The following is a 22,620-nucleotide window of genomic DNA, read 5'->3' as shown; positions in this document are numbered from 1 at the left end:
GCCGCTCTGTTCGTCGTGGCCGAGGGTCGCCGCCTGATCCGCGTCCGGGACGCCGCTCGGGAGTGCCTTCTCGAAGCGAGCCGAGCGGTCAGGCCTCGCTCAAGGCGGCCTCACGGGTGAGGGCCCGCGGACCGGCTTCGCCGGGGCCGTCCTGCCCCGCACCGGCGTGCTCGCGCCGGGCGAAGATCAGGCCGACGAGAGCACCGACGAGCATGGCGACGACGTGACCCACCGCCGCGACGCCCAGCCGGTCCAGGCCGCTGAACAGGTGCGGGGCGAGGAAGGCCAGGGCCAGACCCGCCCCGACGCGCCACCAGCGGCTCGGCACGCGGTCGAACAGCCGGTGGCCGTGCCGGGCGGTGCGCACGAGGGGCTCGGCGCCGTACAGCATCGTGGCGACGAGCGCCGAGGCGATGACGTAGGACGGGCCGACGTCGTCGAGGTACCGCATGGAGGCGGGCATGGCACCGGTCGAGATCCGCCAGGCGAGCAGGCCCTCGCTGATGAGCGTTCCGACGACCTGGGCCGCGCCGACCAGGGCCAGCGTCCGGACGTTGCCGAAGCGGTGCACGACGGGGAACAGCCCGACGATCGCCAGGACCACCCACATCCACGGCACGGCCTCGGCCACGAAGGCCGAGGCGATCATGGTGCCGAAGGGGTCGCTCCTCAGGTTCACCAGGTTGGTCGCGGTCGTGGCGACGACCGAACGCTGCTGGGCCGGCCCCAGGCCGTACGCGTACACCGCCGAGACGGCGCAGAACGCCGCGATGAAGGAGATGGGCAGGGGATAGCGCCTGAGGGTCGAGTGCACGCGTGAAAGCGTAGGGGCTGTTTCTGAGAGCTTGATGACTTCCCGATGATCGTCAGCTCGGTCTTACCGTCAGGACAGGCGACCCTCGCGGTATCGGCGCGAGTCAGCCCCGGGCGCCGCCGGCGGCCGCGTTCCAGCCGTGTTCGAGGAGCTCGAAGGCGCGGGCGATGACGGTGCCGACGTCGGCCTTCTCGCAGGTGAGATAGCGGGTCTCCAGAGTGAAGTGGGCCAGTGCCCGGCAGGTCGGGTCCTCGGCGGGCGCGCCGATCTCCTCGGCGATCGCCCGCGCCAGGGCGGTCTCGTGCCGCATCCACATGCGGCGCTCGTACTCGCGCAGGTCGGGAGTGTTCTCGACGAGTTCGACGAACCGGGTGAAGGTCGCGTCGGCGTCGTCGCCCTTGGCCCGCCGGGTGCGCAGGACGTACTCCCGCAGGGCACCGGGGATCGACTGCCCTTCGGGGCGCTCGCGTACGGCGGCGATCAGGGCGGCCTCCAGCTCGGCGTCCTCGTCGAAGACGAGGGCCTCCTTGCCGGAGAAGTGCTTGAACAGCGTGGTGGTGGAGACGTCGGCGGCCTCGGCGATGTCCCGGATGCCCACGTGGTCGTAACCGTGCTCGAGGAAGAGGCGCAGGGCGGCGTCCGCCAGGGCCTGACGGGTGGCGGCCTTCTTGCGCTCGCGCCGGCCCAGTGGCGCGCGGTCCCTCGTCGCGTCGGTCATGGCGGTGATCCTACCCAACCCGGTTAACCGGAGCAAAAAGTTGAACGGTTGCACTTATTAATCGAGTGTGCTTCTGTGGAACGGTCGGCCGGCCGCCCCTGCCCGGCTCTTCTTCTCGAATCCCTCTCCGCACCGGAAGGACCGTTCAGCATGTCCGCGTCCACCTCCTCGCCCTCCCCCGGCGGCCCGGCCGCCGGGACTCCTCCCTCCCCGAACGTGCGCTGGGTCCTGCTCGGCGTGATGCTCGCGATGCTGCTGTCGATGCTCGACACCATGGTCGTCGGCACCGCGATGCCGACGATCGTCGGTGACCTGGGCGGCCTGCGGCACATCTCCTGGGTGGTGACCGCCTACACCCTGGTCACCGCCGTGACGACCCCGGTGTGGGGGAAGCTCGGCGACCTGTACAGCCGCAAGCACACCTACCTCGCCTCGGTGGCGGTGTTCGTCGTCGGCTCCGCGGTGTGCGGAGCGGCGCAGTCCATGACCTGGCTCATCCTCGCCCGCGCGCTGCAGGGCGTCGGCGCGGGCGGGATCGGCGCCGGGGCGTTCGCGTTGATCGGCGCGCTCGTCCCGCCGCGCGAGCGCGGCAGGTACCAGGGCATGTCGGCGTCGGTGATGGCGATCGGCACGATCGGCGGGCCGCTGCTGGGCGGCTTCATCACCGGTCACCTCGGCTGGCGCTGGGCGTTCTACATCAACCTGCCGCTCGGCGCGCTCGCCTTCGTCTGGCTGTGGGTGATGCTGCGCCTGCCCCGCAACCGGAGCAAGGCGACGATCGACTGGCCGGGCATCGTCCTCCTGGCAGTGACGATCACCGCCGCCGTACTGGCCACGACCTGCGCGGGGACCACCTATGCCTGGGGCTCCTGGCAGATCGTCGCGCTCGGCGTCGCCACCCTCGTCGGGCTCGCCGGGTTCATCGCCTGGCAGAAGAGGGCGGCCGAGCCGCTCATGCCGCTACGGATCTTCGCCGGGCACCGCAACTTCCCGCTCGCCCTCGGCATGATCCTGGTCGCCGGTGTGGTCATGTTCGCCGGTGGGCTCTACCTGCCGCTCTTCCAGCAGACCGCGCAGGGGGCGTCGGCCACCAACTCGGGGCTGCTCATGGTGCCGATGCTGATCCCGGTCGTGATCGTCTCCACGATCGCGGGCAAGGTGATGTCCGCCACCGGCAGGTACAAGATCTTCCCTGTGCTCGGCGCGGCCTTCCTGACCGCCGGCGCGGCGCTCCTGGCCACCATGGACACCGGCACGTCCCGCCTTGTCACGTGCTCCTACATGGTGCTGATCGGCCTCGGGCTCGGCTGCCTGATGCAGATGGCCACCACGATCGCGCAGAACAGCGTCGAGATGCGCGACATGGGCGCGGCGATGTCCTCGACCCAGCTGTTCCGCACGCTCGGCGGCTCCCTCGCGGTCGCGGCGTTCGGATCGATCGTCACCCGCGCGACCCAGCACCACCTGCCCGGCGGCGCCGCCGATTCCGGTGCGCCGGCCGCGCTGTCCGCCGCGGCCAGGGCCGCCTACGTGGACGGGCTGGCCGGCGCGACCCGGCAGATCTTCCTGGTGATCGCGATTCTGTGCGCCGCCGCGTTCGCCGTCGCCCTCGCCGTCAAGGAGGTCCCGCTGAAGAAGGCCGGCCCGCCCCGGCCGGCCACCGCGGACGGGAAGACGCCCGTCCCCACCGCCGACTGACCGCTCAGCCTCGGCGGTGTCAGAGCCGGCCGGCGAGGGGTGGTCGCCCGGACGCGAACGCCTCTCGCCGGCCGGTCACCGCTGGGGCGGCCGGGCCTCTCGGAAGCGGCGCAGCCGGACGGAGACCCGGTCGACGGCGGTGGTGACGGCGACGGAGCGGTACCGTCCCGGCACCTCGGCCACCCAGAACGCCCCGGCGATCGTCACCGCCGGGACCTTCACCACCGACCCCTTGGCCCGGAACTCGACGAGCACCTCACCGCCGGGCGGCAGCTCGCCCCACGCCACGGACCAGCGCCTGCCGCGTACGGCGCCGCGGACCAGGCTGGCGTCCCGCCCGCCGGGCACGGCGACGTCGATCAGCCCGTCACCGGTGTGCACCTCCAGGGCCGGGCGGCGCCGGCTGCCACGACCGACGCGCAGCTCCCAGCCGCTCGCGGTCAACGGAGTCGTCGGGAACGTCATGGCGTGGGTCATGGTGCACCTCCGGGAGAGACGGGTACGGGCGGCGGCCGCCCGTACCCGGTGACGGTCAGATGGCGATGGCTCCCTCGACCGGCGACTCGCCGCGCCGTACGAGGAGGGCGGCGAACGCGGCCACGAGCGCGACGGCCGCGGCGACCGTCATGGAGGTCTGGAAGCCGTCCATGAAGGCGAGGTGGCTGCCGGTGGTGATGGCCTTGGCGACCGGTCCCGGAGCACCGGCGGGCACCGGGGCGACGCCCTGGGCGATGTAGTCCTTGGCGGCGGTGAGCTGGTGGGCCGCCGGTGCGGGCAGTCCCGCGCCGGTCAGCCGGTCGACGAGGACGCCCCCGACGCGGCTGGACAGGATCGTGCCGAGGACCGAGGTGCCCAGCACACCGCCGATCTGGAACCCGGTCTGCTGCAGACCGCCCGCGACGCCGGCCAGGTGCGCGGGGGCGTTCGCGACGATCGCCTCGGTGCCGGCGGTGAGGATGAACCCGAACGCCAGTCCCATCAGCATGAACCACGGCCAGATCTGGTTGTACGAGGCGTCGACCCCGATCCGGGACAGCCCGAACAGCGCGACGGCGGTGAACACCATGCCGATGACGAGCGGCACCCGCGGCCCGAACCGCTGGGTCAGCGCCCCGCCCAGCGGCGAGGAGACGATGAAGATCGCGGTCATCGGCAGCATCCGGACGCCCGCCTGCACCGGGGTCATGCCGTGGACCTGCTGCAGGTACAGCGTGATGAAGAAGATGGTCCCGAACAGGGCGAACGCGCCGAGGACGATCAGTCCGGTCGCGGCCGACAGCGACGCCGAGCGGAACAGGCTCATCGGCAGGATCGGGTGGGCCGCCCGCAGCTCACGGATCACGAACCCGACGAGCAGGACCGCGAACGCGGCGAACGACACCAGCGGCACGGTGTCGCCGAAGCCGTACGTCCCCGCCTTGATCAGGCCCCAGACCAGGGCGAACAGCGATCCGGACAGCAGAAGCACCCCGAGGACGTCGAACGAGCCGACGGCCCCCTCGTCGCGGGACTCACGGATCACCCACAGGCCGACCAGGAGGGCGACCAGGCCGAGCGGAGCGTTGAGGAAGAAGACCGACTCCCAGTTCACGTGCTGGACGAGCAGGCCGCCGACGATCGGGCCACCGGCGATGGAGATGCCGACGGTGGCGCCCCAGATGCCGATCGCGGCGTTGAGCCGTTCCGCGGGGAAGGTGTTGCGCAGGATGGCCAGGCTGGCGGGCTGCAGCAGCGCGCCGGCGAAGCCCTGCACGACCCGCCACGCGATCACCATGCCGATGCCGCCGGACACGCCGACGAGGACGGAGGCGACGGCGAAGCCGATCACTCCGGCGAGGAAGGTGCGCTTGCGCCCGAACCGGTCGGCGATCTTCCCGGCCGGGATCAGGGTGACGGCCAGGGCGAGCAGGTAGCCGTTGGTGACCCACTGCAGACCGGTCAGGTCGGCGTGCAGGTCCTTGGCGATGGCCGGGTTGGCGATCGACACGACGGTCGCGTCCAGGCCGACCATCATCACGCCGAGCGCGACCGCGAACAGTGTGAGCCAGGGGTGGCCGTGCCCGGCACGGCCTGGTCTTTCGCGCGCCCCGGGACGGGACGGAAGTGTCGCTTGGGACGTCATGAACTGCCTCCGAGAGTTCGTGTTCCCCAAACGTGTCATGCTATGACACTTGTCGTCAAGCGACTAAAGTCTTGCTATGACGAGTGTCACGAAATGAAGGAACTATTGGCCGAGTCGTCCAACGTCGGTTACCCTGCGGGCATGGAGGCGACCCCTGCGGTTCAGGCGTGCATCCCGACGGCCGGTCGTCGTGAGCGCAAGAAGCAGCGCACGCGCGAGGCCCTCGTGGACAGCGCGTTCCGGCTGTTCGCGGAGAAGGGATTCGAGGCCACGACCGTCGAGGAGATCGCCGACGCGGTCGACGTGTCCTCCCGGACCTTCTTCCGCTACTTCGCGTCCAAGGAGGACGTCCTCCTCACCTTCCAGGACGAGCAGTTCGGCGCGATGAGGGAGGCGTTCGCCGCCCGGCCCGCCGACGAGCCGGTGATCACCGCCCTCCGCCGGGCCGCGGTCGCCATCATCCGCGCCTGCGAGGACGGCGCGTTCGGCTTCGACCCCGAGCGGTTCGGCTGCATCCGACAGCTCATGGAGTCCAGCCCCGCCGTGTTCGGCAGCAGCCTCGAACACGGCCAGCGCAAGCACGCGGAGATGACCCGCCTCGTCGCGGAGCGCATGGGCGTGGACCCCGCCACCGATCTGCGCCCGCACGTGGTCGCGGCCGTCGTCAACGGGGTGTTCCACACGGCGTTCGAGCTGCTCAGCTCCGGCACCGTACGGGCCGAGCGGTTCTCCGACGTGCTGTCCGAGCTCCTGCTGGCGCTCGAGGACGGCATCAACTACCCCGCCGCGACCGCGGCGAGTCCCGCGTCGGCCGGCTGACGATCACAGGGCCAGGCACGGGAAACGGGGCGGGAGGCCGACCGAGCACGGGTTCCGGCGATCGCCGGAACCCGTGACCCGCGTCGGTCCCGCCCCGCGGTTCTCAGGCCCGCGCCATCAGCTCACGCAGTCGCCGGGCCACGGTCGTGCCGTGATCCCGAGCACGCCCGCGAAGCGCCATGCCGACGCGGAGGGCCTCGATCCAGGAAGGACGGGCGGCACCGGCGTCGAGCCGGCCGTCCGCGCCGTCCTCGGTGATCAGGTCGGCGAGCGCCGCCATCGTCCGTTCGTCACGGAGGTCGACATCGCGCTCGCCGAGAGCGACGACCAGCGCCTTCGCCGTGAGGCGGACACCGGCGATTCGGGGGTCGAACCGTCCGTGCCGGTGCTCTTCGAGCACGCGCAGGAGCTCGTCCTCGCTCCGGGCCGACCGGGGTTCGAGGCCGGCCTCCTCGGCGGCGGCGTAGTCCTCGAACAGTTCGACCGTGCTGACGCATCCCATCTTCTGTGCCAGGAAGTGGAACTCGTCGAAGAGCGTGTGCAGCGGGATGAGGAAGTCGTCATCCTTCAGGCTCGGCGGAAGGCCGAACCCGTGCTCGCCTCCCACCGTGAGGTCGAACAGATGAAGGATGATCCTCTTCACTCGCTCGTCCGGAGCACGCCGCATGACGATCCACGCGGTGTCCCGGGCGACGCGGTCACGAAGCCCGGCCACCCCGGATTCCTCTTCGATCATTTCGGTCTACCCTCCTCGGGGTCTCGGTTTGTGGGTCCTCCGTGAACCGGAGGACGGCGCCGGTACTCGACGACCGGGCCACCAGTGACCGTCCCGCACGAGAGAGAGTTCTCCAGTAGATCGACTGAAAAAGTAGGGCTAGCTCGCCCATCGCTTGATGGCGAAGCGGCTGCCGTCGCGGCGGACCTCGGCCGCGCCGGCCCCGGCGAAGTGCGCCGGCACGACGAGTTCTCCGGTGTCGGCAGCGCGTTCGAGCACCCTGCGGCGGGTCGCCGCCGCCTGCGCCGGGTCCTCGCAGAAACAACTGCCGTAGTCCGGTTCGAGGATCTGCACCGGGCTGTGCAGCAGGTCGCCGACGAACACGGCACGGTCCGAACCGGACGCCACCCGGAGGATCGACGAGCCGGGCGTGTGGCCGGGCGCCGGTTCCAGGCCGAGGTTGCCATCGATCCGGTGCCGGTCGCTCCACAGCACGGCGCGGCCGAGGACGGGCGCGATGCTGTCGGCGTAGACGATCCGGCTGCCCTCCTGCCGACGCCTCTCGTGGTCGTCGCGGGGCGCGCGACGGCGGTGGGCGTTGCGGGGATCGAAGAACTCCTGGTCGACCCGCGGGATCAGGTAGGTGGCGTTCGGGAAGGTCGGAACCCATTCCCCGTCGCGCGACTCGGTGTTCCAGCCGACGTGGTCGTAGTGGATGTGCGTGTTGATCACGATGTCCACGTCCTGCGGCCGGACTCCGGCCTCGGCCAGCCGGTCGAGGAAGTCGGTCCGCAGATGGTCGAACAGCGGGATCTGCGGCCGGTCCCGGTCGTTGCCCACCCCGGTGTCGACCAGCACGACCTTGCCCTCGCTGCGCAGGATCCAGGTCTGCGCGGCACCGTGGTAGGCGTCGGTCTCCGGACGCCAGTGGTCCGGCGCGAGCCAGGACTCGTTGCGCCGCCAGATCTCGGCCGGGCTGTCCGGGATGATGAAACGGGCCGGTGCTATCTCGCCCTGCCACTCGATGACCCTGGTGACCTCGACGTCACCGATCCGAAAGTCGCTCATGGGACCATGCTCCTGGCCCGCGATGCGCCTTCCAATGCGCGATGAGCGCTTCTCGATGCTCGATCGTCTCACCGATGAGATCTACTATGACGGCATGGACGTGGTGAGCGACGCGATCGAGACGATGCGCACCGGGAGGCCGTCCTCCAGCCGCCTCAGCGTCGGCTCGCCGTGGCGCTGCCGGTTCGCGCCCTACGACGGGGCCGGCTTCCACGTGCTGCTCCGTGGCTCCGGCTGGCTGGTCCCCGATGGGGCCGAGCCGGTGCCGCTGGGCGTGGGCGATGCCGTCCTGGTGCCGCACGGCGCCTCCCACGTGCTGTCGGACTCCCCGAGCGCGGAGGGAGCGGTGCCGTTCGACGCGGCGGTTCCCGCCGCCGACGGCCCGGTGGAGTTCCTGTGCGGCAAGTACCGGCTCGACCGGTCCCGGGCGCATCCGCTGCTGGCCGGCATGCCCGAGGTCGTGCACCTTCCCGCCGACCTCGGCCGGCACGCCCGGCTGCGCACCGCCATCGACCTACTCGGCGGCGAGGTACGGGGCGACCGGCCCGGCCGGGAGACGGTCATCACCAGCCTGCTCGACCTGCTGCTGGTCTACATGCTGCGCGCTTGGCTGGAGGACAACGCCGAGACCGGATGGCCCCGCGCGCTCCGCGACCCGGAGATCGCCGCCGCGCTGGAGGCGCTGCACTCACGCCCGGCGGCGCCGTGGCGGATCGAGGACCTGGCCGCACACGTCGGCCTCTCCCGCGCCACGCTGGCCCGGCGTTTCACCGCGCTGACCGGGCAGCCCCCGATGGCCTACATGACCTGGTGGCGCATGACCACCGCCGCCCGGCTCCTCCGCGAGTCCGACCTGCCGCTCCTCTCGATCGCCCGTCAGGTCGGCTACGGCTCCCCGTACGCCTTCTCCCACGCTTTCAAGCGGCAGTTCGGCCTCCCGCCGGGGTCGTACCGCGAACGCGAGCCCGCCGGTTGAGGATCGCCCGTGGGTCAACCGTTCGGGTCGATCCATAGCTGGACGGCCAGGACGATGCCGATCAGGGCCACGAGCCAGCGCAGGACGCCCGCCGGCAGGCGTCTGGTGATGCGCGGGCCGATGACGGAGCCGACGAACATGCCCGCGCCGATGGGGACCACGGCCGGCCAGTCGACGGTGCCGGCGGTGGCGAAGATGGCGGCGGACGTGAGGGCCCCGGCCCCGATGAGCATGTTCTTCAGCGCGTTGGCGGTCGGCAGATTCGGCTCCGCGCTGATCAGCAGGAGGGCGAGGATCATCACCCCGGCGCCGGCGCCGAAGTAGCCGTTGTAGAGGGACATCGCGGTCAGTCCCAACGGCAGGATCATGCCGCGCGCGCCTGACAGGGAACCGCGCCGATCGAGGCGGGCGGCGATCCGGGGCTGAGCCAGCAGTGCGAGCGAACCCGCGGCCACCAGGATCGGCACGACGTGGGCGAAGACGCCGGGCGGCGTGGACAGCAGCAGCAGTGATCCGGCGGCGCCGCCCAGCGCGGCGACGGGTATCCACCGACATAGCCGTACCCGTTGACCGGCCAACTCGGGTCGGGAGGCCAGGGCCGCGCCGGGCCAGCAGGCCACCACGGCGATGATGTTGGCCACGTTCGCGGCGAGGGCGGGCAGGCCCGCCATCAACAGCGCCGGGTAGGAGATCAGAGACGTGATGCCGCCCGCGGTCCCGACCACCCCGGCGAGCGTCCCGGCGGCGGTCAGCAGAACGAGATCGCCGATGCCGGTCATGACCGGACCGCCCGGGACGCCGATGCTCGGATGACGACGCGACTCATGGGATGGGGCCTCCCCAGGTCCGGCCCGGCCGGATGGCGGGCAGGCGGAATGGAAGCCCTCGGGGTTTTTATCCCATCAGGTGTGGGGCCGAAAGATCGGCCCTGGCGCCGCTCGGTCCAGTCCACCGGCCCCCTTGTTGTCGTCTTGGAGGCGGAGGCCGGCACGGAACCCTAGACGCAACCACAAGCTGTTCGGATCATATCTCGGCGCTCTAGGGTCCACAGGTGCGCCTCTATCTGTCCTCCTTCCGGGTGGGAGATCATCCGAGCCGGTTGCTCGCGCTGCTTCGCGAGCGACCGACCCCGACCGAAGTCGCCGTCATCGCCAATGCCATCGACGCCCAGGCCGAGCCCGAACGATCGGCCGGCGTACGGCGTGAGGCCGACGCGCTCACCCGGCTGGGGCTGCGGCCGGCCGAGGTGGACCTGCGGGAGTTCTTCGACCGGCCCGTGGACACCGTCGCCGGGGCGCTGGCCCGCTTTCCCCTGGTCTGGGTACGCGGTGGGAACGTGTTCATGCTGCGCTACGCGATGGCGCGCAGCGGCGCCGACGTCGCGCTGGCCGCGCTGCTGCGGCGGGACGCGGTGGTCTATGCCGGTTACAGCGCCGGCGCCTGCGTGCTCGCGCCGAGTCTGCGCGGTCTGGAGGAGTGCGACGATCCGCAGGTGGTTCCCGCGGCCTACGGTGAGCCGCCGATCTGGGAGGGACTGGGCGTCCTCGACCACGCCGTGGTTCCGCACGTCGACTCGCCAGGTCATCCCGAGAGCGACGTCCTGACCGCCCTCGCCGCACGCTACCGGGCGGACGGCGTCGCACACCGCGCCCTGCGGGACGGGCAGGCCCTGGTGATCGACGGCCCGCACGCCCAGGTCCACTGACGGTTCGAGCCGCCGGCCGCTCCGTCGTCGCTCAGGCACCGCCGAAGACGGAGACGCGGGTGCGGTGATGACGCGGCGTCTCGATCTCGTCGATCGTCGCCACCGCGAGGTCGGCGTACGAGAGGCGGAGCTCCCACGACGGCGCGGTCTCACCGCCGACCCGGTAGCGACCCGTCCTGGCGCCGTCGGCCTCCAGCCAGGCCGGTGGGGTCAGCATCAACCAGTCGACGGCCGAGCCCGCCTCGCGGAGCCGGTCCAGGCCGGCCGCGTGCGCGGTCGCGAACGGCCGGAGCTCCTCCGCGAACCGGCCGAACTCGGGCGGGTACGCGGCAGGGTCGTCCATCACCAGACCGCCGCCGGGAACCCTCAGGGTGGAGAACAGGCCGATGGCGACGAGCCGGGGCACCCCGGCCTCGGACAGACCGCCCACCAGCGCGTCGGCCGCCTTGACGAAGAACTCGGGATCGAGCTCGTCGAACCCCTGCGCAGGGCCGGACATCGGAGTCACCGCGTGGACCGCCGCGTCGTGACCTTCGCCGATCGCGGCGATGGCGCGCACGTCGGTGACGTCCCCCGGCACCACCCGCACCCCGTCCGTCGCGAGCTCGGGATACCTGGCCGGATCCCGTACGACCGCCGTGACCTGATGACCCCGGCTCCGGGCCTCGGCCGTGATGGCCCGTCCCGCCCGGCCACCGGCCCCGAAGATGACGATCCCGCTCATGTCACTGCTCCTCTTCCGGCCGCGTACTTCGCCGCCGAAAAAAGACGGTATCCACGGGATACTGGTTACCTCAACGATACCGGGATAGGCTCGCGACCATGGCCGAGCCGCTGGACCCGGAGATGTTCGACCCCGTCTGCCCGTCGAGCGTGATGCCGATCCAGATCGGCGACAAGTGGACCGCGATGGTGGTGATCTGCCTCGAAGGCGGCCCACGGCGATTCACCGAACTCCGCGTCCCGCTCCGCGGCATCACCCCGAAGGTCCTCACCCAGACCCTTCGCGCCATGGAGCGCGACGGCCTGGCCACCCGGACGGCGTACGACGAGAACCCACCCCGCGTCGAGTACGAGCTGACCGACCTGGGCCGCACCCTGCTGACCCTGATCGACGCCGCCCGCGCCTGGAGCAGGGACCATCTCCCCGCCCTGCTCGAGGCTCGGGAAAGGCACGAAACGACGCCGCGTCCGGCACTTCTGAGAGCCGGCGAGCCGTCGCGGTCCGGCACGGCCGCCTCGACGCATCTCCATCGCTAATAACGGGACAAATCCGTACTTTCACGGATGATACAGATACGGTCTGGCCATTTAGCTGCCGAGTGGCACAAAATTCCAGAGCGGACTCCCCCGCATCGGCACCGGCCTCTTCTTCGGCCGGCAGCCGGACCGCACACGGGCCGTCGGCATATCGGCCGGAGTCAGGAGTAGCTCCAGATGAGTACAGCCACGCGGCCCGACACGCCCGTACCGGTTCCCGGAGTCCGCGGTGTTCCCCTCGTCGCGCTGGCGAGGGACCCGTTCGGTTTCTGCATGAAGGCCGCCCGGGAAGGCGACGGCCTGGTACGGCTCGGGGCCGGACCGGTCCGCGCCTACCTCGTCAGCCACCCGGACTACGTACGCCACATCCTGGTCGGCAACGCGGCCAACTACATCAAGGGCAGCATCATGGACGGCATCCGGCTCGCCCTCGGCAACGGCCTGTTCACCAGCGACGGCGACTTCTGGCGGCGGCAGCGGCGGCTGATGCAGCCCGCCTTCCACAATCGGCAGATCCAGCGTATGGCCGAGACCGTGCGGGAAACGGTACGTGACTCCATGGCGGGCTGGGCCCCGGCCGTTACCAACGGCACGCCGATCGACATGCTCCACGAGTCCGTGCGCATGAACATCCGGATCATCCTGGAGACGCTGTTCGGAACCGCCGTGGACGAGGAACGCTCCGTCCGCCTGCTGGACCTGACGGACCGGGTGTTCGCCGGCATGACCCGGCGGGTCTGGACGTTCTTCGTACCGTCGTGGCTGCCGACCCCCGGCGCCGCGGCGTACCGGCGCGCCATCGAGGCGCTCGACCAGGAGATCTACGCTCTCATCGCCGCCCGCCGTGCGGCCCTGGCCGGCGGCGACGCCCAAGAGGACCTGCTGAGCATGCTCATCCAGGCCGAGGACTCCGAGACCGGCGAGCGGATGAGCGACCGTCAGCTCCGCGACGAGATCTTCACCATCTTCATCGCCGGCTACGAGTCGACCGCGACCGGCGTCGCGTGGGCCTGGCACCTGCTGTGCCGAAATCCCGAGGCCGCGACCCGCCTGCGGGAGGAGGTCGACCGGGTCCTCGGCGGCCGGGCCCCCGGCTATGACGACCTCACCGAGCTGACGTACACCCGGCGGGTCGTCGACGAGACCTTCCGGCTGTACCCGGCGTTCCCGATGTACTTCCGGGGCTCCGTCGAGGACGACATGGTCGGCCCGTACGCGATCCCCGGCGGCGCGAACATCATCCTCAGCCCGTACGCCACCCACCACGACCCGCGCTTCTGGGATGACCCGGAGGCGTTCGACCCGGACCGCTTCGCCCCGGACCGCTACGACTCCCGCGCCCGCGAGGCGTACTACCCGTTCGGGAAGGGACAACGCCTGTGCATCGGCGAACCGATGGCGCTCACGATCGCGCAGTTGCTGATCGCGACGATCGCCCAGGCGTACGAGGTGCGGACCGCGCCCGGCGTTCAGGTCACCGGCCACTACGCCATGACCTACCAGCCGAAACACGGCCTCCCCATGATCCTCACCCCCCGCTGATCGGCCGCGTCAGCCCGCCGCGCTCATCCCAACGACGCTCACCTCGACGCATTGACCGCCATTTCCGGCACTGTGACTGCTCTTTCTCCAGATGCTGCCGGTCACGTCCACTGTTCCTCCAGGATTCGGCCGATGAGCTCTTTCGACATCCCCACCGGGAGAGCTCTTGACCGGATGTCGTCGTATACCTCCGAGAGTAGGCGAATATCCTCCGCTTCGCTCACGGTGATGCCGCGCAGGGCGGTTTCTACGTACGCGAGTTCGGTTCGATCCCGCAGAGTTGCGAGGACGAAAGCTCCGGCGGTGTCATCCAGACGGAGAGGGCCCGGAACCACCTGGACCGATATCCGCGGCGAGGTGATGGCCATCAGGTGTTCGAGTTGACCGCGCATGATGTCGCGGTCACCGACCTGGTTTCGCAGGACGCCTTCTGCGAGCAGGGCCGATATTCGCGGCGGCGGCGGATCATCACGCGAGAGGACCGCCTGGCGCTTCATGCGAGCGGCCGTCGCTGCCTTGTCGCCGCCCAGCAGCGCTGAGGCGTAATCCTCGGTCTGGAGGAGGCCGTCGACGACCAGGCACTGGTACGTGCCGAGGAAGTCGGCCTCGGACTCGACCTCGGGCCAGTCGAACCAGACCGGGAAGGCGGCGTCGAGGACGAGTTCGTCCCAGAGGGACGGGAGGGCGCCGCGGGTGTCGAGGATCTCGTCGAGTTTGACGGCGATGGCCCGGTCGCAGCGCGTTTCACCGCGCTCGATCTTGCCGATGTGGGAGCCGCAGACGGGGACCTTCTCCCCCAGTTGATCCTGGGAGAGACCGGAGATCGAGCGGTACCGCTTCACCTCGGAACCGAACAGTTCGAGCGTCTTGGGGCGCTTCTTGCCGATCGCCATTCGCCACTCCTCCTCGGTGTCGCGACTCTTCACAACTCGCGGCGCGAGAGTCGGCACGTTCGCCCCTGGATACGACAGTCCTCACCAGCGGCATCTCTGTCCACAGACCATGTCACCACACGTCATCACGCGAATGCAGGGAGTTTTCCCGAAAGGACGCCGCATGGTCACGACAAGTCCGGACGAATGGGTCCCGCCACCCCGCCTCACCCTTGAATTGCACGCCTGCGCCGAGAATGTCTACTTGGTGCGCAACCTTGTCGATCAGGCCGCCGACTCCTGGAGCCTGTCGCAGGAAGTCCGTCACCTCGGCCGGCTGATCCTCACGGAGCTCACGACGAACGCCTGTCGGCTCTATCCGGGCAAGGTGATCCACACGTGGGTCGCCACTCCGCGGTACGGAGTCGGCGAGGTCGGCGTGTGGGATCCCGACAATGTCAACCTGCCTCGGATCATCGCCGCCGACGAGGCCGCGGAGACCGGGCGCGGCCTGTTCATCATCAACGAGCTCACCGGCGGCCGGCTCGGCTGGCATCCCTCCCGGGAGCGCCCGGGCAAGGTCGTCTGGGCTCGTTTCGGGCCCTGAGCGGTCCGGGGGGCGTACGCGATGCTCGGTGAACGTCCTGGCCGGGCCGCTCGGCGCCCGGACATGGGCGCTTCGCGGCGGCGTTCACCGAGCATTGGTCACACGGTCTCAGGCCCGCTTCGGCTCGTAGTGCATCGCGGTGATCCCGCAGTCGAACGGCGTGGCGGCGACGAGGTTCAGCCGCTGGACACCGTGGGCGTAGGGGAACACCGGCAGTCCGACGCCGATCGCGCTCGGGTTGACGAACAGGTGCAGCTCGTCGATCAGCCCCTGGCCGATCAGGCCCGTCACGAGCGTGCTGCCGCCGTAGACGATGATGTCCCCGCCCGGCTCGGACTTGAGCCGCTTCACGGTCTCGGCGAGCTCGCCGCCCGCGACGACGGCGTTCTTCCAGGGCGACTCAGTGAGGCTGTCGGAGATCACGACCTTCGGCGTGTTGTTCATCGCGTCGATGGCCTTCTGGTCCTCACCGGGAGGGCCCGCCTCCCACGCCGGGATGAAGCCCTCGGCGAGCCTGCGGCCCAGCATGATGGTGTCGACTGGCTCCATCAACGCCGTGATGTACGCCTTGATGTCGTCGGTCCACGGGAACGTCATCCAGTCCATTTCGCCGTTCGGGCCTCCCATGTAGCCGTCGGCGGTGGTCTGAACCTGGAGCTTGAGCTTGCGCACGGCTGCTTCCTCTCGGGTGATGCGTGGGAGCGGCGGCTCCGTCCGGCCCCGCCGTCCTGATGCGCCTTCAGCGTGGCCGAACCCGATTACGGAATCTTTACGGCTTCCCTCCGCCCCGGAAGCATCCGATCGGGGCCGAAGGTCCGCGCCACGTCCGGCATCGTCCGGGCGTCCCGGCGGCCGACCGCGATGCCGCGTCGCCGATCCGCCCCGGCACCGGCTTCGGGACGGGGTGGCGGAAGTGTTGACGCAGCAGGACCACGTGTCCGGCACCGAAACCGAAGAAGGCCACCAGACGGCGCGGCGTCCACCGACACATCGTGGAAAACACTGACTCTCCGGCATTCGGGCGACCAATAGCGGACGACAGATATAGCCGCACTCATGCTAATTTCGCGACTAGTTATCATCCATCCGCGAAGGGAACGGTCCGTGCGAAAAGTCCAAATGCTCATCGCCGTGCTCGCGGCCTTAGTCGCAACGGTCTGCGCGACCGCGCCGACCTCATCCGTCGCGAACGCCGCCACGACACCGTCCGCGTCTTCGGCGCCCGTTCCGGGAGACCTGCCCATAAGCGAGGCCGGCGCGAAGTGGTATCACCTCTGGGGGCCGGCTGCGGCCTGGACGAGCGGCACCTACAACTCGTGGCGCTCCAATCGTTTCAAGACCCGAAGTAAGGTCCTGGGCATCATCTTCAGATGCTGGTACTGGAGGGGCGGCGACACGATGTTCGCGGCGATCTACGGTGCCACAGTCCCCGTGAAAAGCCATAATATGCGCTGCGATGGCCACTGGAAGAACCTGGTCTTCAAACACGCGAACACCCGGTCGAACTACTACGTCGGCGTGTACGTGATCGGCACGAAGACACTGGTACAAGTGGGAGCCGAATACTACAAATAGCACACGAGGCGGACCACCACGTGAACAGATCGGTGTCGCCTCCAGGGCGCCATAAGGCACCGTTTCGAGGTCGGCGCCATTCCGCCGGCCCACGGCGCACCGTACACCGCGCTCTCGGACGCACGGCGTACGGCGCGCTGGTCGGTTAGGGTGTGGCGTGCAGCAGGTTCCGGCCGGAGGGTTCTCATCGTGATCGCCGGGAAGACAGCCGAGCACCACGGGGTCGCACCGCCCCCCTACGTCGAGCGCTTCCGGCGCTTCGGGCCCATTGCGTCGGTCGCCGCAGGCGGGGTCGCAATCGTGCTGTCGTCCCTTTGGCTCATTCAGGCCGCGCGCGGCGCACATCTGGATGACGGCCCGCCGGCTCTCGCTCTGCTCTGCACGGCGCTCGGGATGGTCGGCTTCGGTACGGTAAGACTTTCCCGGGGACACTCCAAGGGCCGGGTCGCCTTTTCCATCGATGCCGATGGGGTCTACTTCGCCGACTGCGTTCACCCGGGATCTGAACCCGATGGACAGGCACGACGGATTCCCTGGGACGAGATCAACGCGCTGATTCTTTTCTCCCGACGTACAGAGTTCCTTCGTGGCGCCGTCGAATGCGTTGGAGTTCGATTGAATTCATCCGCTGCCGGCTCTCCCGAAGACCATTTCGCACGCCTCAAGCAGATCCTTGCCAAGCCTGATATAGAACTCCACGTGTGGGAACAGCTCCGGGAGCTGGATCGTGACCTGCCGGAAGCACGGATGAAGACGGCGGTCAGCTTCCACACCGAAGTTCACGGGTGGAGCTACCGCCATTCCTCCGTGTTGGAGGCGGTGCGCGCCCACGCGCCTGGTGTTCCGGTCATCAGCTTCCCCGCGGATGACTATTACCACCTGGTGGGGTGGCGCGCGGACCAAGAGAAGTTGCGGCAGATCCTGCAAGACGCCGAGCTGCGCCGTTGGGGTTGGTGACGCGTCCGCTCCGGTAGCCCCGCAGCTCGAGACGGCGCGGCGCTGACGCCGAGATCGCCGACGCACTCACGTGCCTAATGATGCTAGGTTGAAACCTAGAAACTCTAGGGAGGGGTGGAGGCGGCGGCGCATGGTCAGGGCGGGGCTCAGTGCGGCGAAGTTGACGGAGGCCGCCGCGGAGATGGCGGACGAGGTCGGGCTCGAGCAGGTCACCGTCTCCGCGCTCGCACGGCGGTTCGGGGTCAAGGACGCCAGCCTGTACTCGCACGTCAAGAACCTGCGGGAGCTGCGCGTCCGGATCGCCCTGCTCGGCGGCGAGGAGCTGACCGACCGCATCGCGACGGAGGTGGCGGGCCGGGCGGGCAAGGACGCGCTCGTCGCCTTCGCGAACGCCTACCGGCGGTACGCGCTCGAACATCCCGGCCGGTACGCCGCGACCCAGATGCGGTTCGATCCGGAGGAGGTCGCCGGCTCCGTGGCCCTGCGCCGCAGCGTGGAGCTGACCTACGGCATGCTCCGCGCCTACGGCCTGACCGAGCCGGACCTGACCGACGCTGGCCGCCTGCTGCGCGCGGCCTTCCACGGCTACATCCACCTGGAGCTCAGCGGCGGTTTCGCACACCCCCGCGAGGTCGAGGACTCCTGGTCGCGCTCGCTGGACGCGCTCCACGTGCTCCTGGAGAACTGGCCGACGCACCAGCCGCACGGGGATACGCCCCGGCGACCACGACAAGCATGACGACCACGCAAGGACGGGAACAGTGGAGCGGTATCACGGATGGGCCGACGAGCGCTTCGGAGCCGTAGCCGACGCGTTCGCGCGTAACTTCGCGGACTTCCCCGAACTGGGCGCGGCGGTCGCGGTTTACGCCGGTGGCCGCAAGGTCGTGGATCTCTGGGGCGGTGTCGCGGACGAGCGGACCGGCCGGCCGTGGGAGCAGGACACGGTCGTGCCGGTGTTCTCCTGCGCCAAGGCCATCGTGAGCGTGTGCGTGCACCTCCTCGCGCAGGAAGGACGCCTCGACCTCGACGCACCGGTCGGCCGGTACTGGCCCGAGTTCGCGCGGAACGGCAAGGAGGCGATCACCTCCCGCATGGTGCTCGGGCACCGGGCGGGAGTCCCCGTCCTCGATGAGGTGCTCTCCTTCGCGGAGATCGCCGCCTGGACGCCGGTGATCCACGCCATCGAGGAGCAGCGGCCGCTGTGGGAGCCGAACACGGCGTACGAATACCACGGCCACGTCTTCGGCTTCCTCCTCGGCGAGGTGATCCGGCGCATCACCGGGCTGACGCCGGGCGCCTACTTCCGCAAGGCCGTGGGCGACCCCCTGAGGCTACGGGCCTGGATCGGCCTGCCGGACGAGGAGATGAGCGGCCGGGCCCGGCTCGTCGAAGCGGAGGGGCGGCCCGGGATGCCAGGGCCCGAGCACCTGCTCACCCGCATGGTGACGATGAACGGCGCGCTGGTCTTCCCCGGCCTGGACGAACCCCACGGCTGGAACGACCCGGCGCTGCTCGGGATGGAGCTGCCCGGCGCCGGCGCCACCGCGTCGGCGAGCGGGCTCGCCGGGCTGTACGCGGCGGCGGTCACCGGAATCGACGGCCGGGAGCGGCTGCTCACGCCGGACACCGTGACGGACGCGGTCCGCGAGGTCTCCGCCGGGAAGGGCTGGCTGGGCTTCGACGCCGGGGCGCGCTGGGGCTCGGGCTTCCTGCTCGACTCGTCCTTCCGGCCGATGCCGGGCCGGCGCAGCTTCGGCAACGACGGGGCCGGCGGCCAGTTCGCCTTCGGTGACGACGAGTACGGCGTCGGGTTCGCCTACGTCGCCAACCGCATGGTCGGCCACGGCGACGCCCGCGCCACCCGCTTGACCACCGCCCTGCGCGAGTGCCTGGACCGCTGACACCGCCGCGTACGCGACGCTCGGTCAAGGCAGGGAATGGGGCGTGATCCGTCCCGATGCGTCCGATCGGGGGCAGCGGGTTCACCGAGCGTTCTGTACGCCCCGCCCACGCTGTCCTGGCCCCCACGTGGACCGAGGCCGGCCACGCGGCTTGCGCGCGGGCATCGCTTCAGGACGGTTCTGGTCGCTGGAGCGAACATGCTGCAGCGGCAAGAGCCGGACAAAAGGAGGACGAAGATGACCGGTATGTCTGGAGCCGGGATCGACGGCATGGTCACCGGCGGCCTGGCCGCCATCGAGGTCGCCCGGAGGGGCGTCGTGGCCCATCAGGCCCGTCGGGGTCAGAGCAACGACAAGACCACGGGCGACGAGAAGGGCCGGACCAGCAAGAAGAAGAGCTGAGCACGGCGAGTAACCGACCGGCCTCCACCCCCTTGGGGTGGGGGCCGGCGTCATCGAGTCCCGGAGGTCCACTCGTTGCGGCAGGGTGTGCCGTCGCTTCGACGCCGCGTCGACGACGCGATCCCGATCGTGGCTGATGCGCCCGGGACGCGACGCCGTTCGCGTTCCGTCCACGCGCCGAAAGGCTCGGGAAAGAGTCCCGTCCCCACGGGGCTTATCACCCTTTAGCACCATCCATACGCCCGCACACGCAGCCTTCACCGAGCATTCTGCGCGCCCATCCGGGCGACGGCACCGGCCGCCACGAGGACGTTCGCCACGTCGGCGACCCGTCTGACGGCGAACTCTTCTACGATCGGCGTGCGCGTTGCCCGGGGGGCGTCGCACCGACCGGCCTCACGGGCGGCCGAGGATGAGGCCGCTGGTCGGGACGCCGGTGCCGGCGGTCACGAGGACGTTCGCCACGTCGGCGACCTGGTTGACGGAGGTGCCGCGGAGCTGACGGACGGCCTCGGCGATGCCGTTCATGCCGTGGATGTACGCCTCGCCGAGCTGGCCGCCGTTCGGGTTGACCGGCAGGCGGCCGCCGAGCTCGATGCCGCCGTCCGCGACGAAGTCCTTCGCCTCGCCCCTTTCGCAGAAGCCGAGTTCCTCGAGTTGCACCAGGACGAACGGCGTGAAGTGGTCGTACAGGATCGCCGCCTGCACGTCGGCGGGCCGCAGGTCCGCCTGCCGCCAGAGGGTCTCCCCCACACGGCCCATCGCCGGAAGGGTCGTCAGGTCGCCCTCGTAGTAGGAGAACATCATCATCTGGCCGGGCCCGGAGCCCTGCGCCGCCGCCCTGATCACCGCGGGCGGGTGGGGCAGGTCGCGGGCGCGTTCGGCACTCGTCACGACGATCGCGACGCCGCCGTCGGACTCCTGACAGCAGTCGAGCAGGTGCAGCGGCTCGACGATCCACCGGCTGGCCTGGTGGTCCTCCAGGCTGATCGGCCGCTCGTGGAACCACGCCTTCGGGTTGGTCGCCGCGTGGCGGCGCATGGCCACGGCGACCCGGCCGAAGTCCTCGCTGGTCGCGCCATACTCGTGCATGTACCGCCGGGCGTACATCGCGACCCAGGCGGCCGGGGTCGCGAAGCCGTACGGCAGGTGCCAGGAGAACTCCAGGTCGGTGGCGCTCGCGGCGTGCTCCGAGCGGGCCGCCGCCTGGCCGAAGCGCCGCCCCGAGCGCTCGTTGAACGCCCGGTAGCACACGACCGTCTCCGCCAGCCCGGTCGCCACCGCCATGGCCGCGTGCGCGACGGTTCCGCAGGCCGCGCCGCCGCCGTAGTCCACCCGGGAGAAGAAGGACAGGCCGGGGATGCCGAGCTCCCGCGCCACCGCGATCTCGGTGTTGGCGTCCGCCGTGAACGTCACGAGGCCGTCGACGTCGGCCGGCGTCAGCCCGGCGTCCTTGATCGCGTCGATGCACGCCTCGGCGGCGAGCTGAAGCTCCGAGCGGCCCGACTCCTTGGAGAACTCGGTCGCCCCGATCCCGGCGATCGCCGCCGTTCCGGAGATGCTCATGATCGTTCCTCGAGTCGTACGGTGGCGATGGCGTGGTCGCCGAGGCTCACGGCGCCGCGCACCTCGACGGTGCGGTCGTCGACCACGCGGCCGGTCAGGGTCAGGGTGTCACCGGCGTACGCGGGGACGCCGAGCCGTACGGAGATGCCCTCGATGACGGCGTCCGGCAGGAGTTCGAGGGCGTAGCGCTGGACCAGGCCCATCGTGGTGAGGATGTTCAGGAAGATGTCCTTGGACCCCTGCGCCCGGGCCAGCGCGGTGTCGTGGTGCACGGGCGTGAAGTCGCGCGTCGCGAGGGCGGTGGCGATGACGAAGGTCGGCGTCAGCTCGATGCTCAGCGCCGCCGGCCCCGCCTCGTTCTCCGTGCCTGACGCCGCCGACGTGTCCGACCGGAGCGGTGTGACCGGCTGCGGCGCGGATCCGGCGGGGCGCCACTGGGGCAGGGTGAGGTCGTCGTCGACCTCCTGGAAGGCCAGCTCGAGCGGCATGCCGATGCGGACCTGGTCGAGCGGGCAGTCGAGGAGGTCGCCGACGACGCGCACGCCCTCCTCCAGGTCGACGAGCGCGACGACGAACGGCGGATCGAGCCCGGGAACCGGCGGGTGGTGGTGGACGACGTAGCTGTGGAGCGTGCCACGCCCGCTTGCAACGACGTGGCCGCGCTTGGTGGCGTGGCAGTCCGGGCACATCGGGCCGGGCGGATGGCGCAGCCGCCCGCACTCGGCGCAGCGCTGGATTCGCAGCTCTCCGGCGCGTACGCCGTCCCAGAAGAACCGGGTGTCCGGGCCGATCGCGGGCCGGAGGCGGCGGCCCTTCGCGGCCCGGCCGCCCGTCGCGCGCGGGCGGAACTTCAGCACCCGGAACATCATCTCGGCGACGCGTTCGTCCCCCGCGTACCAGGTCTGGTGCCAGGTGACGAAGTAGCCCTCGCCCAGGCCGGTGCGCTTGGGACCGGTGACGCCACCGAAGCGCATCGTCGAGCGCAGCTCCTCGCCGTGCCGCAGGTACCGGTCGTAGGTCTGCTCGCAGTTGGTCGCGACCACGCCGGTGAAGCCGGCCTCGTTCAGCAGGGTCAGGATCCGGTCGGCGACCGTGCCGGGCTTGTCCCGGGCCAGGCCGGGCATCGACCAGACCTGGATCATCGCGGGCGGCGCCGTCTCGGCCCAGCGGGCGCGGTCGCCGAGCGCCTGGGTCCAGTTGCGGATCATCGCGGCGTTCACCGGGTCCGCGCAGGGCGCGGCGGGCCGCTCCCCCAGTGCGGTCAGCTCCTCCGCGAGGGCCATCAGCCGTTCGTGCAACG

General features: G+C 70.3%; 25 protein-coding genes. 12 read left to right on the top strand and 13 right to left on the bottom strand.

Annotated elements, in window-relative coordinates; genetic code table 11:
- Window positions 1-88 precede the first annotated feature (88 nt).
- Both AB0K82_RS14445 and AB0K82_RS14440 read right to left on the bottom strand, forming a co-directional pair.
- Complete coding sequence (locus AB0K82_RS14445; protein WP_364396652.1) at window positions 89-814, bottom strand: rhomboid-like protein; 726 nt, start codon at window positions 812-814, stop codon at window positions 89-91.
- A gap of 103 nt (window positions 815-917) precedes the next feature.
- On the bottom strand, window positions 918-1,532 hold the full coding sequence (locus AB0K82_RS14440; RefSeq protein WP_364396649.1) for a helix-turn-helix domain-containing protein: 615 nt from the start codon (window positions 1,530-1,532) through the stop codon (window positions 918-920).
- Window positions 1,533-1,682: 150 nt separating this feature from the next.
- Here AB0K82_RS14440 and AB0K82_RS14435 point away from each other — a divergent pair, with 150 nt between their 5' ends.
- On the top strand, window positions 1,683-3,230 hold the full coding sequence (locus AB0K82_RS14435; RefSeq protein ID WP_364396646.1) for an MDR family MFS transporter: 1,548 nt from the start codon (window positions 1,683-1,685) through the stop codon (window positions 3,228-3,230).
- A 75-nt stretch (window positions 3,231-3,305) separates the two neighbouring features.
- On the opposite strand, the gene AB0K82_RS14430 is transcribed toward AB0K82_RS14435, so the two are convergent.
- Both AB0K82_RS14430 and AB0K82_RS14425 read right to left on the bottom strand, forming a co-directional pair.
- Complete coding sequence (locus tag AB0K82_RS14430; RefSeq protein WP_364396643.1) at window positions 3,306-3,707, bottom strand: hypothetical protein; 402 nt, start codon at window positions 3,705-3,707, stop codon at window positions 3,306-3,308.
- 55 nt (window positions 3,708-3,762) lie between these two features.
- Window positions 3,763-5,352, bottom strand: coding sequence for an MFS transporter (locus tag AB0K82_RS14425; protein WP_364396640.1), 1,590 nt, complete (start codon window positions 5,350-5,352; stop codon window positions 3,763-3,765).
- Between the two features lie 141 nt (window positions 5,353-5,493).
- Between AB0K82_RS14425 and AB0K82_RS14420 the strand changes: the two genes are divergently transcribed.
- Entirely contained in the window at window positions 5,494-6,171 is a 678-nt protein-coding gene (locus tag AB0K82_RS14420) for a TetR family transcriptional regulator (protein WP_364396637.1), read from the top strand.
- A gap of 103 nt (window positions 6,172-6,274) precedes the next feature.
- Here the strand turns inward: AB0K82_RS14420 and AB0K82_RS14415 are convergent, their stop codons facing one another.
- Together AB0K82_RS14415 and AB0K82_RS14410 are read right to left on the bottom strand one after the other, a co-directional pair.
- Complete coding sequence (locus AB0K82_RS14415) at window positions 6,275-6,907, bottom strand: hypothetical protein (protein WP_364396634.1); 633 nt, start codon at window positions 6,905-6,907, stop codon at window positions 6,275-6,277.
- 138 nt (window positions 6,908-7,045) lie between these two features.
- Complete coding sequence (locus AB0K82_RS14410; protein ID WP_364396631.1) at window positions 7,046-7,954, bottom strand: MBL fold metallo-hydrolase; 909 nt, start codon at window positions 7,952-7,954, stop codon at window positions 7,046-7,048.
- A 55-nt stretch (window positions 7,955-8,009) separates the two neighbouring features.
- Here AB0K82_RS14410 and AB0K82_RS14405 point away from each other — a divergent pair, with 55 nt between their 5' ends.
- Complete coding sequence (locus AB0K82_RS14405; protein WP_364396628.1) at window positions 8,010-8,930, top strand: AraC family transcriptional regulator; 921 nt, start codon at window positions 8,010-8,012, stop codon at window positions 8,928-8,930.
- Window positions 8,931-8,944: 14 nt separating this feature from the next.
- Here the strand turns inward: AB0K82_RS14405 and AB0K82_RS14400 are convergent, their stop codons facing one another.
- The gene (locus AB0K82_RS14400; protein ID WP_364396625.1) at window positions 8,945-9,709 is read right to left on the bottom strand and encodes a sulfite exporter TauE/SafE family protein; all 765 of its coding nucleotides are present in this window, start codon (window positions 9,707-9,709) and stop codon (window positions 8,945-8,947) included.
- A gap of 272 nt (window positions 9,710-9,981) precedes the next feature.
- On the opposite strand from AB0K82_RS14400, the gene AB0K82_RS14395 reads away from it, so the two are divergent.
- A complete protein-coding gene (locus AB0K82_RS14395; RefSeq protein WP_364396622.1) occupies window positions 9,982-10,635 on the top strand; it encodes a Type 1 glutamine amidotransferase-like domain-containing protein in 654 nt (217 codons plus the stop codon).
- Window positions 10,636-10,666: 31 nt separating this feature from the next.
- Here AB0K82_RS14395 and AB0K82_RS14390 read toward each other — a convergent pair whose 3' ends face one another.
- On the bottom strand, window positions 10,667-11,359 hold the full coding sequence (locus AB0K82_RS14390) for an NAD(P)H-binding protein (protein ID WP_364396619.1): 693 nt from the start codon (window positions 11,357-11,359) through the stop codon (window positions 10,667-10,669).
- A gap of 98 nt (window positions 11,360-11,457) precedes the next feature.
- Here AB0K82_RS14390 and AB0K82_RS14385 point away from each other — a divergent pair, with 98 nt between their 5' ends.
- Together AB0K82_RS14385 and AB0K82_RS14380 are read left to right on the top strand one after the other, a co-directional pair.
- Window positions 11,458-11,895 carry a helix-turn-helix domain-containing protein gene (locus AB0K82_RS14385; protein ID WP_364396617.1) on the top strand — a complete coding sequence of 146 codons (438 nt, stop codon included), beginning with the start codon at window positions 11,458-11,460 and terminating at the stop codon, window positions 11,893-11,895.
- A gap of 177 nt (window positions 11,896-12,072) precedes the next feature.
- Entirely contained in the window at window positions 12,073-13,437 is a 1,365-nt protein-coding gene (locus AB0K82_RS14380) for a cytochrome P450 (RefSeq protein WP_364396614.1), read from the top strand.
- A gap of 9 nt (window positions 13,438-13,446) precedes the next feature.
- On the opposite strand, the gene AB0K82_RS14375 is transcribed toward AB0K82_RS14380, so the two are convergent.
- Both AB0K82_RS14375 and AB0K82_RS14370 read right to left on the bottom strand, forming a co-directional pair.
- Window positions 13,447-13,542: a DUF397 domain-containing protein gene (locus AB0K82_RS14375; protein ID WP_364396612.1), complete on the bottom strand. Its 96-nt coding sequence runs from the start codon at window positions 13,540-13,542 to the stop codon at window positions 13,447-13,449.
- Window positions 13,539-14,330 (bottom strand): helix-turn-helix transcriptional regulator, encoded by a 792-nt coding sequence (locus AB0K82_RS14370; RefSeq protein ID WP_364396609.1) that lies wholly within the window; start codon window positions 14,328-14,330, stop codon window positions 13,539-13,541. The genes AB0K82_RS14375 and AB0K82_RS14370 overlap by 4 nt, the downstream gene beginning before the upstream one ends.
- Window positions 14,331-14,493: 163 nt before the next feature.
- On the opposite strand from AB0K82_RS14370, the gene AB0K82_RS14365 reads away from it, so the two are divergent.
- The gene (locus AB0K82_RS14365) at window positions 14,494-14,916 is read left to right on the top strand and encodes an ATP-binding protein (protein ID WP_364396607.1); all 423 of its coding nucleotides are present in this window, start codon (window positions 14,494-14,496) and stop codon (window positions 14,914-14,916) included.
- A gap of 108 nt (window positions 14,917-15,024) precedes the next feature.
- Here the strand turns inward: AB0K82_RS14365 and AB0K82_RS14360 are convergent, their stop codons facing one another.
- Window positions 15,025-15,588 carry a dihydrofolate reductase family protein gene (locus tag AB0K82_RS14360; protein WP_364396604.1) on the bottom strand — a complete coding sequence of 188 codons (564 nt, stop codon included), beginning with the start codon at window positions 15,586-15,588 and terminating at the stop codon, window positions 15,025-15,027.
- A 447-nt stretch (window positions 15,589-16,035) separates the two neighbouring features.
- On the opposite strand from AB0K82_RS14360, the gene AB0K82_RS14355 reads away from it, so the two are divergent.
- From AB0K82_RS14355 to AB0K82_RS14335, 5 genes are all read left to right on the top strand, one after another.
- Window positions 16,036-16,491 carry a hypothetical protein gene (locus AB0K82_RS14355; protein WP_364396602.1) on the top strand — a complete coding sequence of 152 codons (456 nt, stop codon included), beginning with the start codon at window positions 16,036-16,038 and terminating at the stop codon, window positions 16,489-16,491.
- A gap of 189 nt (window positions 16,492-16,680) precedes the next feature.
- Window positions 16,681-17,448 carry a hypothetical protein gene (locus AB0K82_RS14350; RefSeq protein WP_364396599.1) on the top strand — a complete coding sequence of 256 codons (768 nt, stop codon included), beginning with the start codon at window positions 16,681-16,683 and terminating at the stop codon, window positions 17,446-17,448.
- A 130-nt stretch (window positions 17,449-17,578) separates the two neighbouring features.
- Window positions 17,579-18,187 carry a WHG domain-containing protein gene (locus AB0K82_RS14345; protein ID WP_364396596.1) on the top strand — a complete coding sequence of 203 codons (609 nt, stop codon included), beginning with the start codon at window positions 17,579-17,581 and terminating at the stop codon, window positions 18,185-18,187.
- Window positions 18,188-18,209: 22 nt separating this feature from the next.
- Window positions 18,210-19,352 (top strand): serine hydrolase domain-containing protein, encoded by a 1,143-nt coding sequence (locus AB0K82_RS14340; RefSeq protein ID WP_364396594.1) that lies wholly within the window; start codon window positions 18,210-18,212, stop codon window positions 19,350-19,352.
- 237 nt (window positions 19,353-19,589) lie between these two features.
- Window positions 19,590-19,754 carry a hypothetical protein gene (locus AB0K82_RS14335; protein WP_364396591.1) on the top strand — a complete coding sequence of 55 codons (165 nt, stop codon included), beginning with the start codon at window positions 19,590-19,592 and terminating at the stop codon, window positions 19,752-19,754.
- 396 nt (window positions 19,755-20,150) lie between these two features.
- On the opposite strand, the gene AB0K82_RS14330 is transcribed toward AB0K82_RS14335, so the two are convergent.
- Both AB0K82_RS14330 and AB0K82_RS14325 read right to left on the bottom strand, forming a co-directional pair.
- The gene (locus tag AB0K82_RS14330) at window positions 20,151-21,320 is read right to left on the bottom strand and encodes a lipid-transfer protein (RefSeq protein ID WP_364396588.1); all 1,170 of its coding nucleotides are present in this window, start codon (window positions 21,318-21,320) and stop codon (window positions 20,151-20,153) included.
- The gene (locus AB0K82_RS14325; protein WP_364396585.1) at window positions 21,317-22,618 is read right to left on the bottom strand and encodes an OB-fold domain-containing protein; all 1,302 of its coding nucleotides are present in this window, start codon (window positions 22,616-22,618) and stop codon (window positions 21,317-21,319) included. The genes AB0K82_RS14330 and AB0K82_RS14325 overlap by 4 nt, the downstream gene beginning before the upstream one ends.
- Window positions 22,619-22,620: the final 2 nt, after the last annotated feature.

The organism is Actinoallomurus sp. NPDC052274 (assembly GCF_040679475.1).
Taxonomy (GTDB): Bacteria; Actinomycetota; Actinomycetes; order Streptosporangiales; family Streptosporangiaceae; genus Actinoallomurus; species Actinoallomurus liliacearum.
This window is presented reverse-complemented; position numbering and strand designations above follow the sequence as displayed.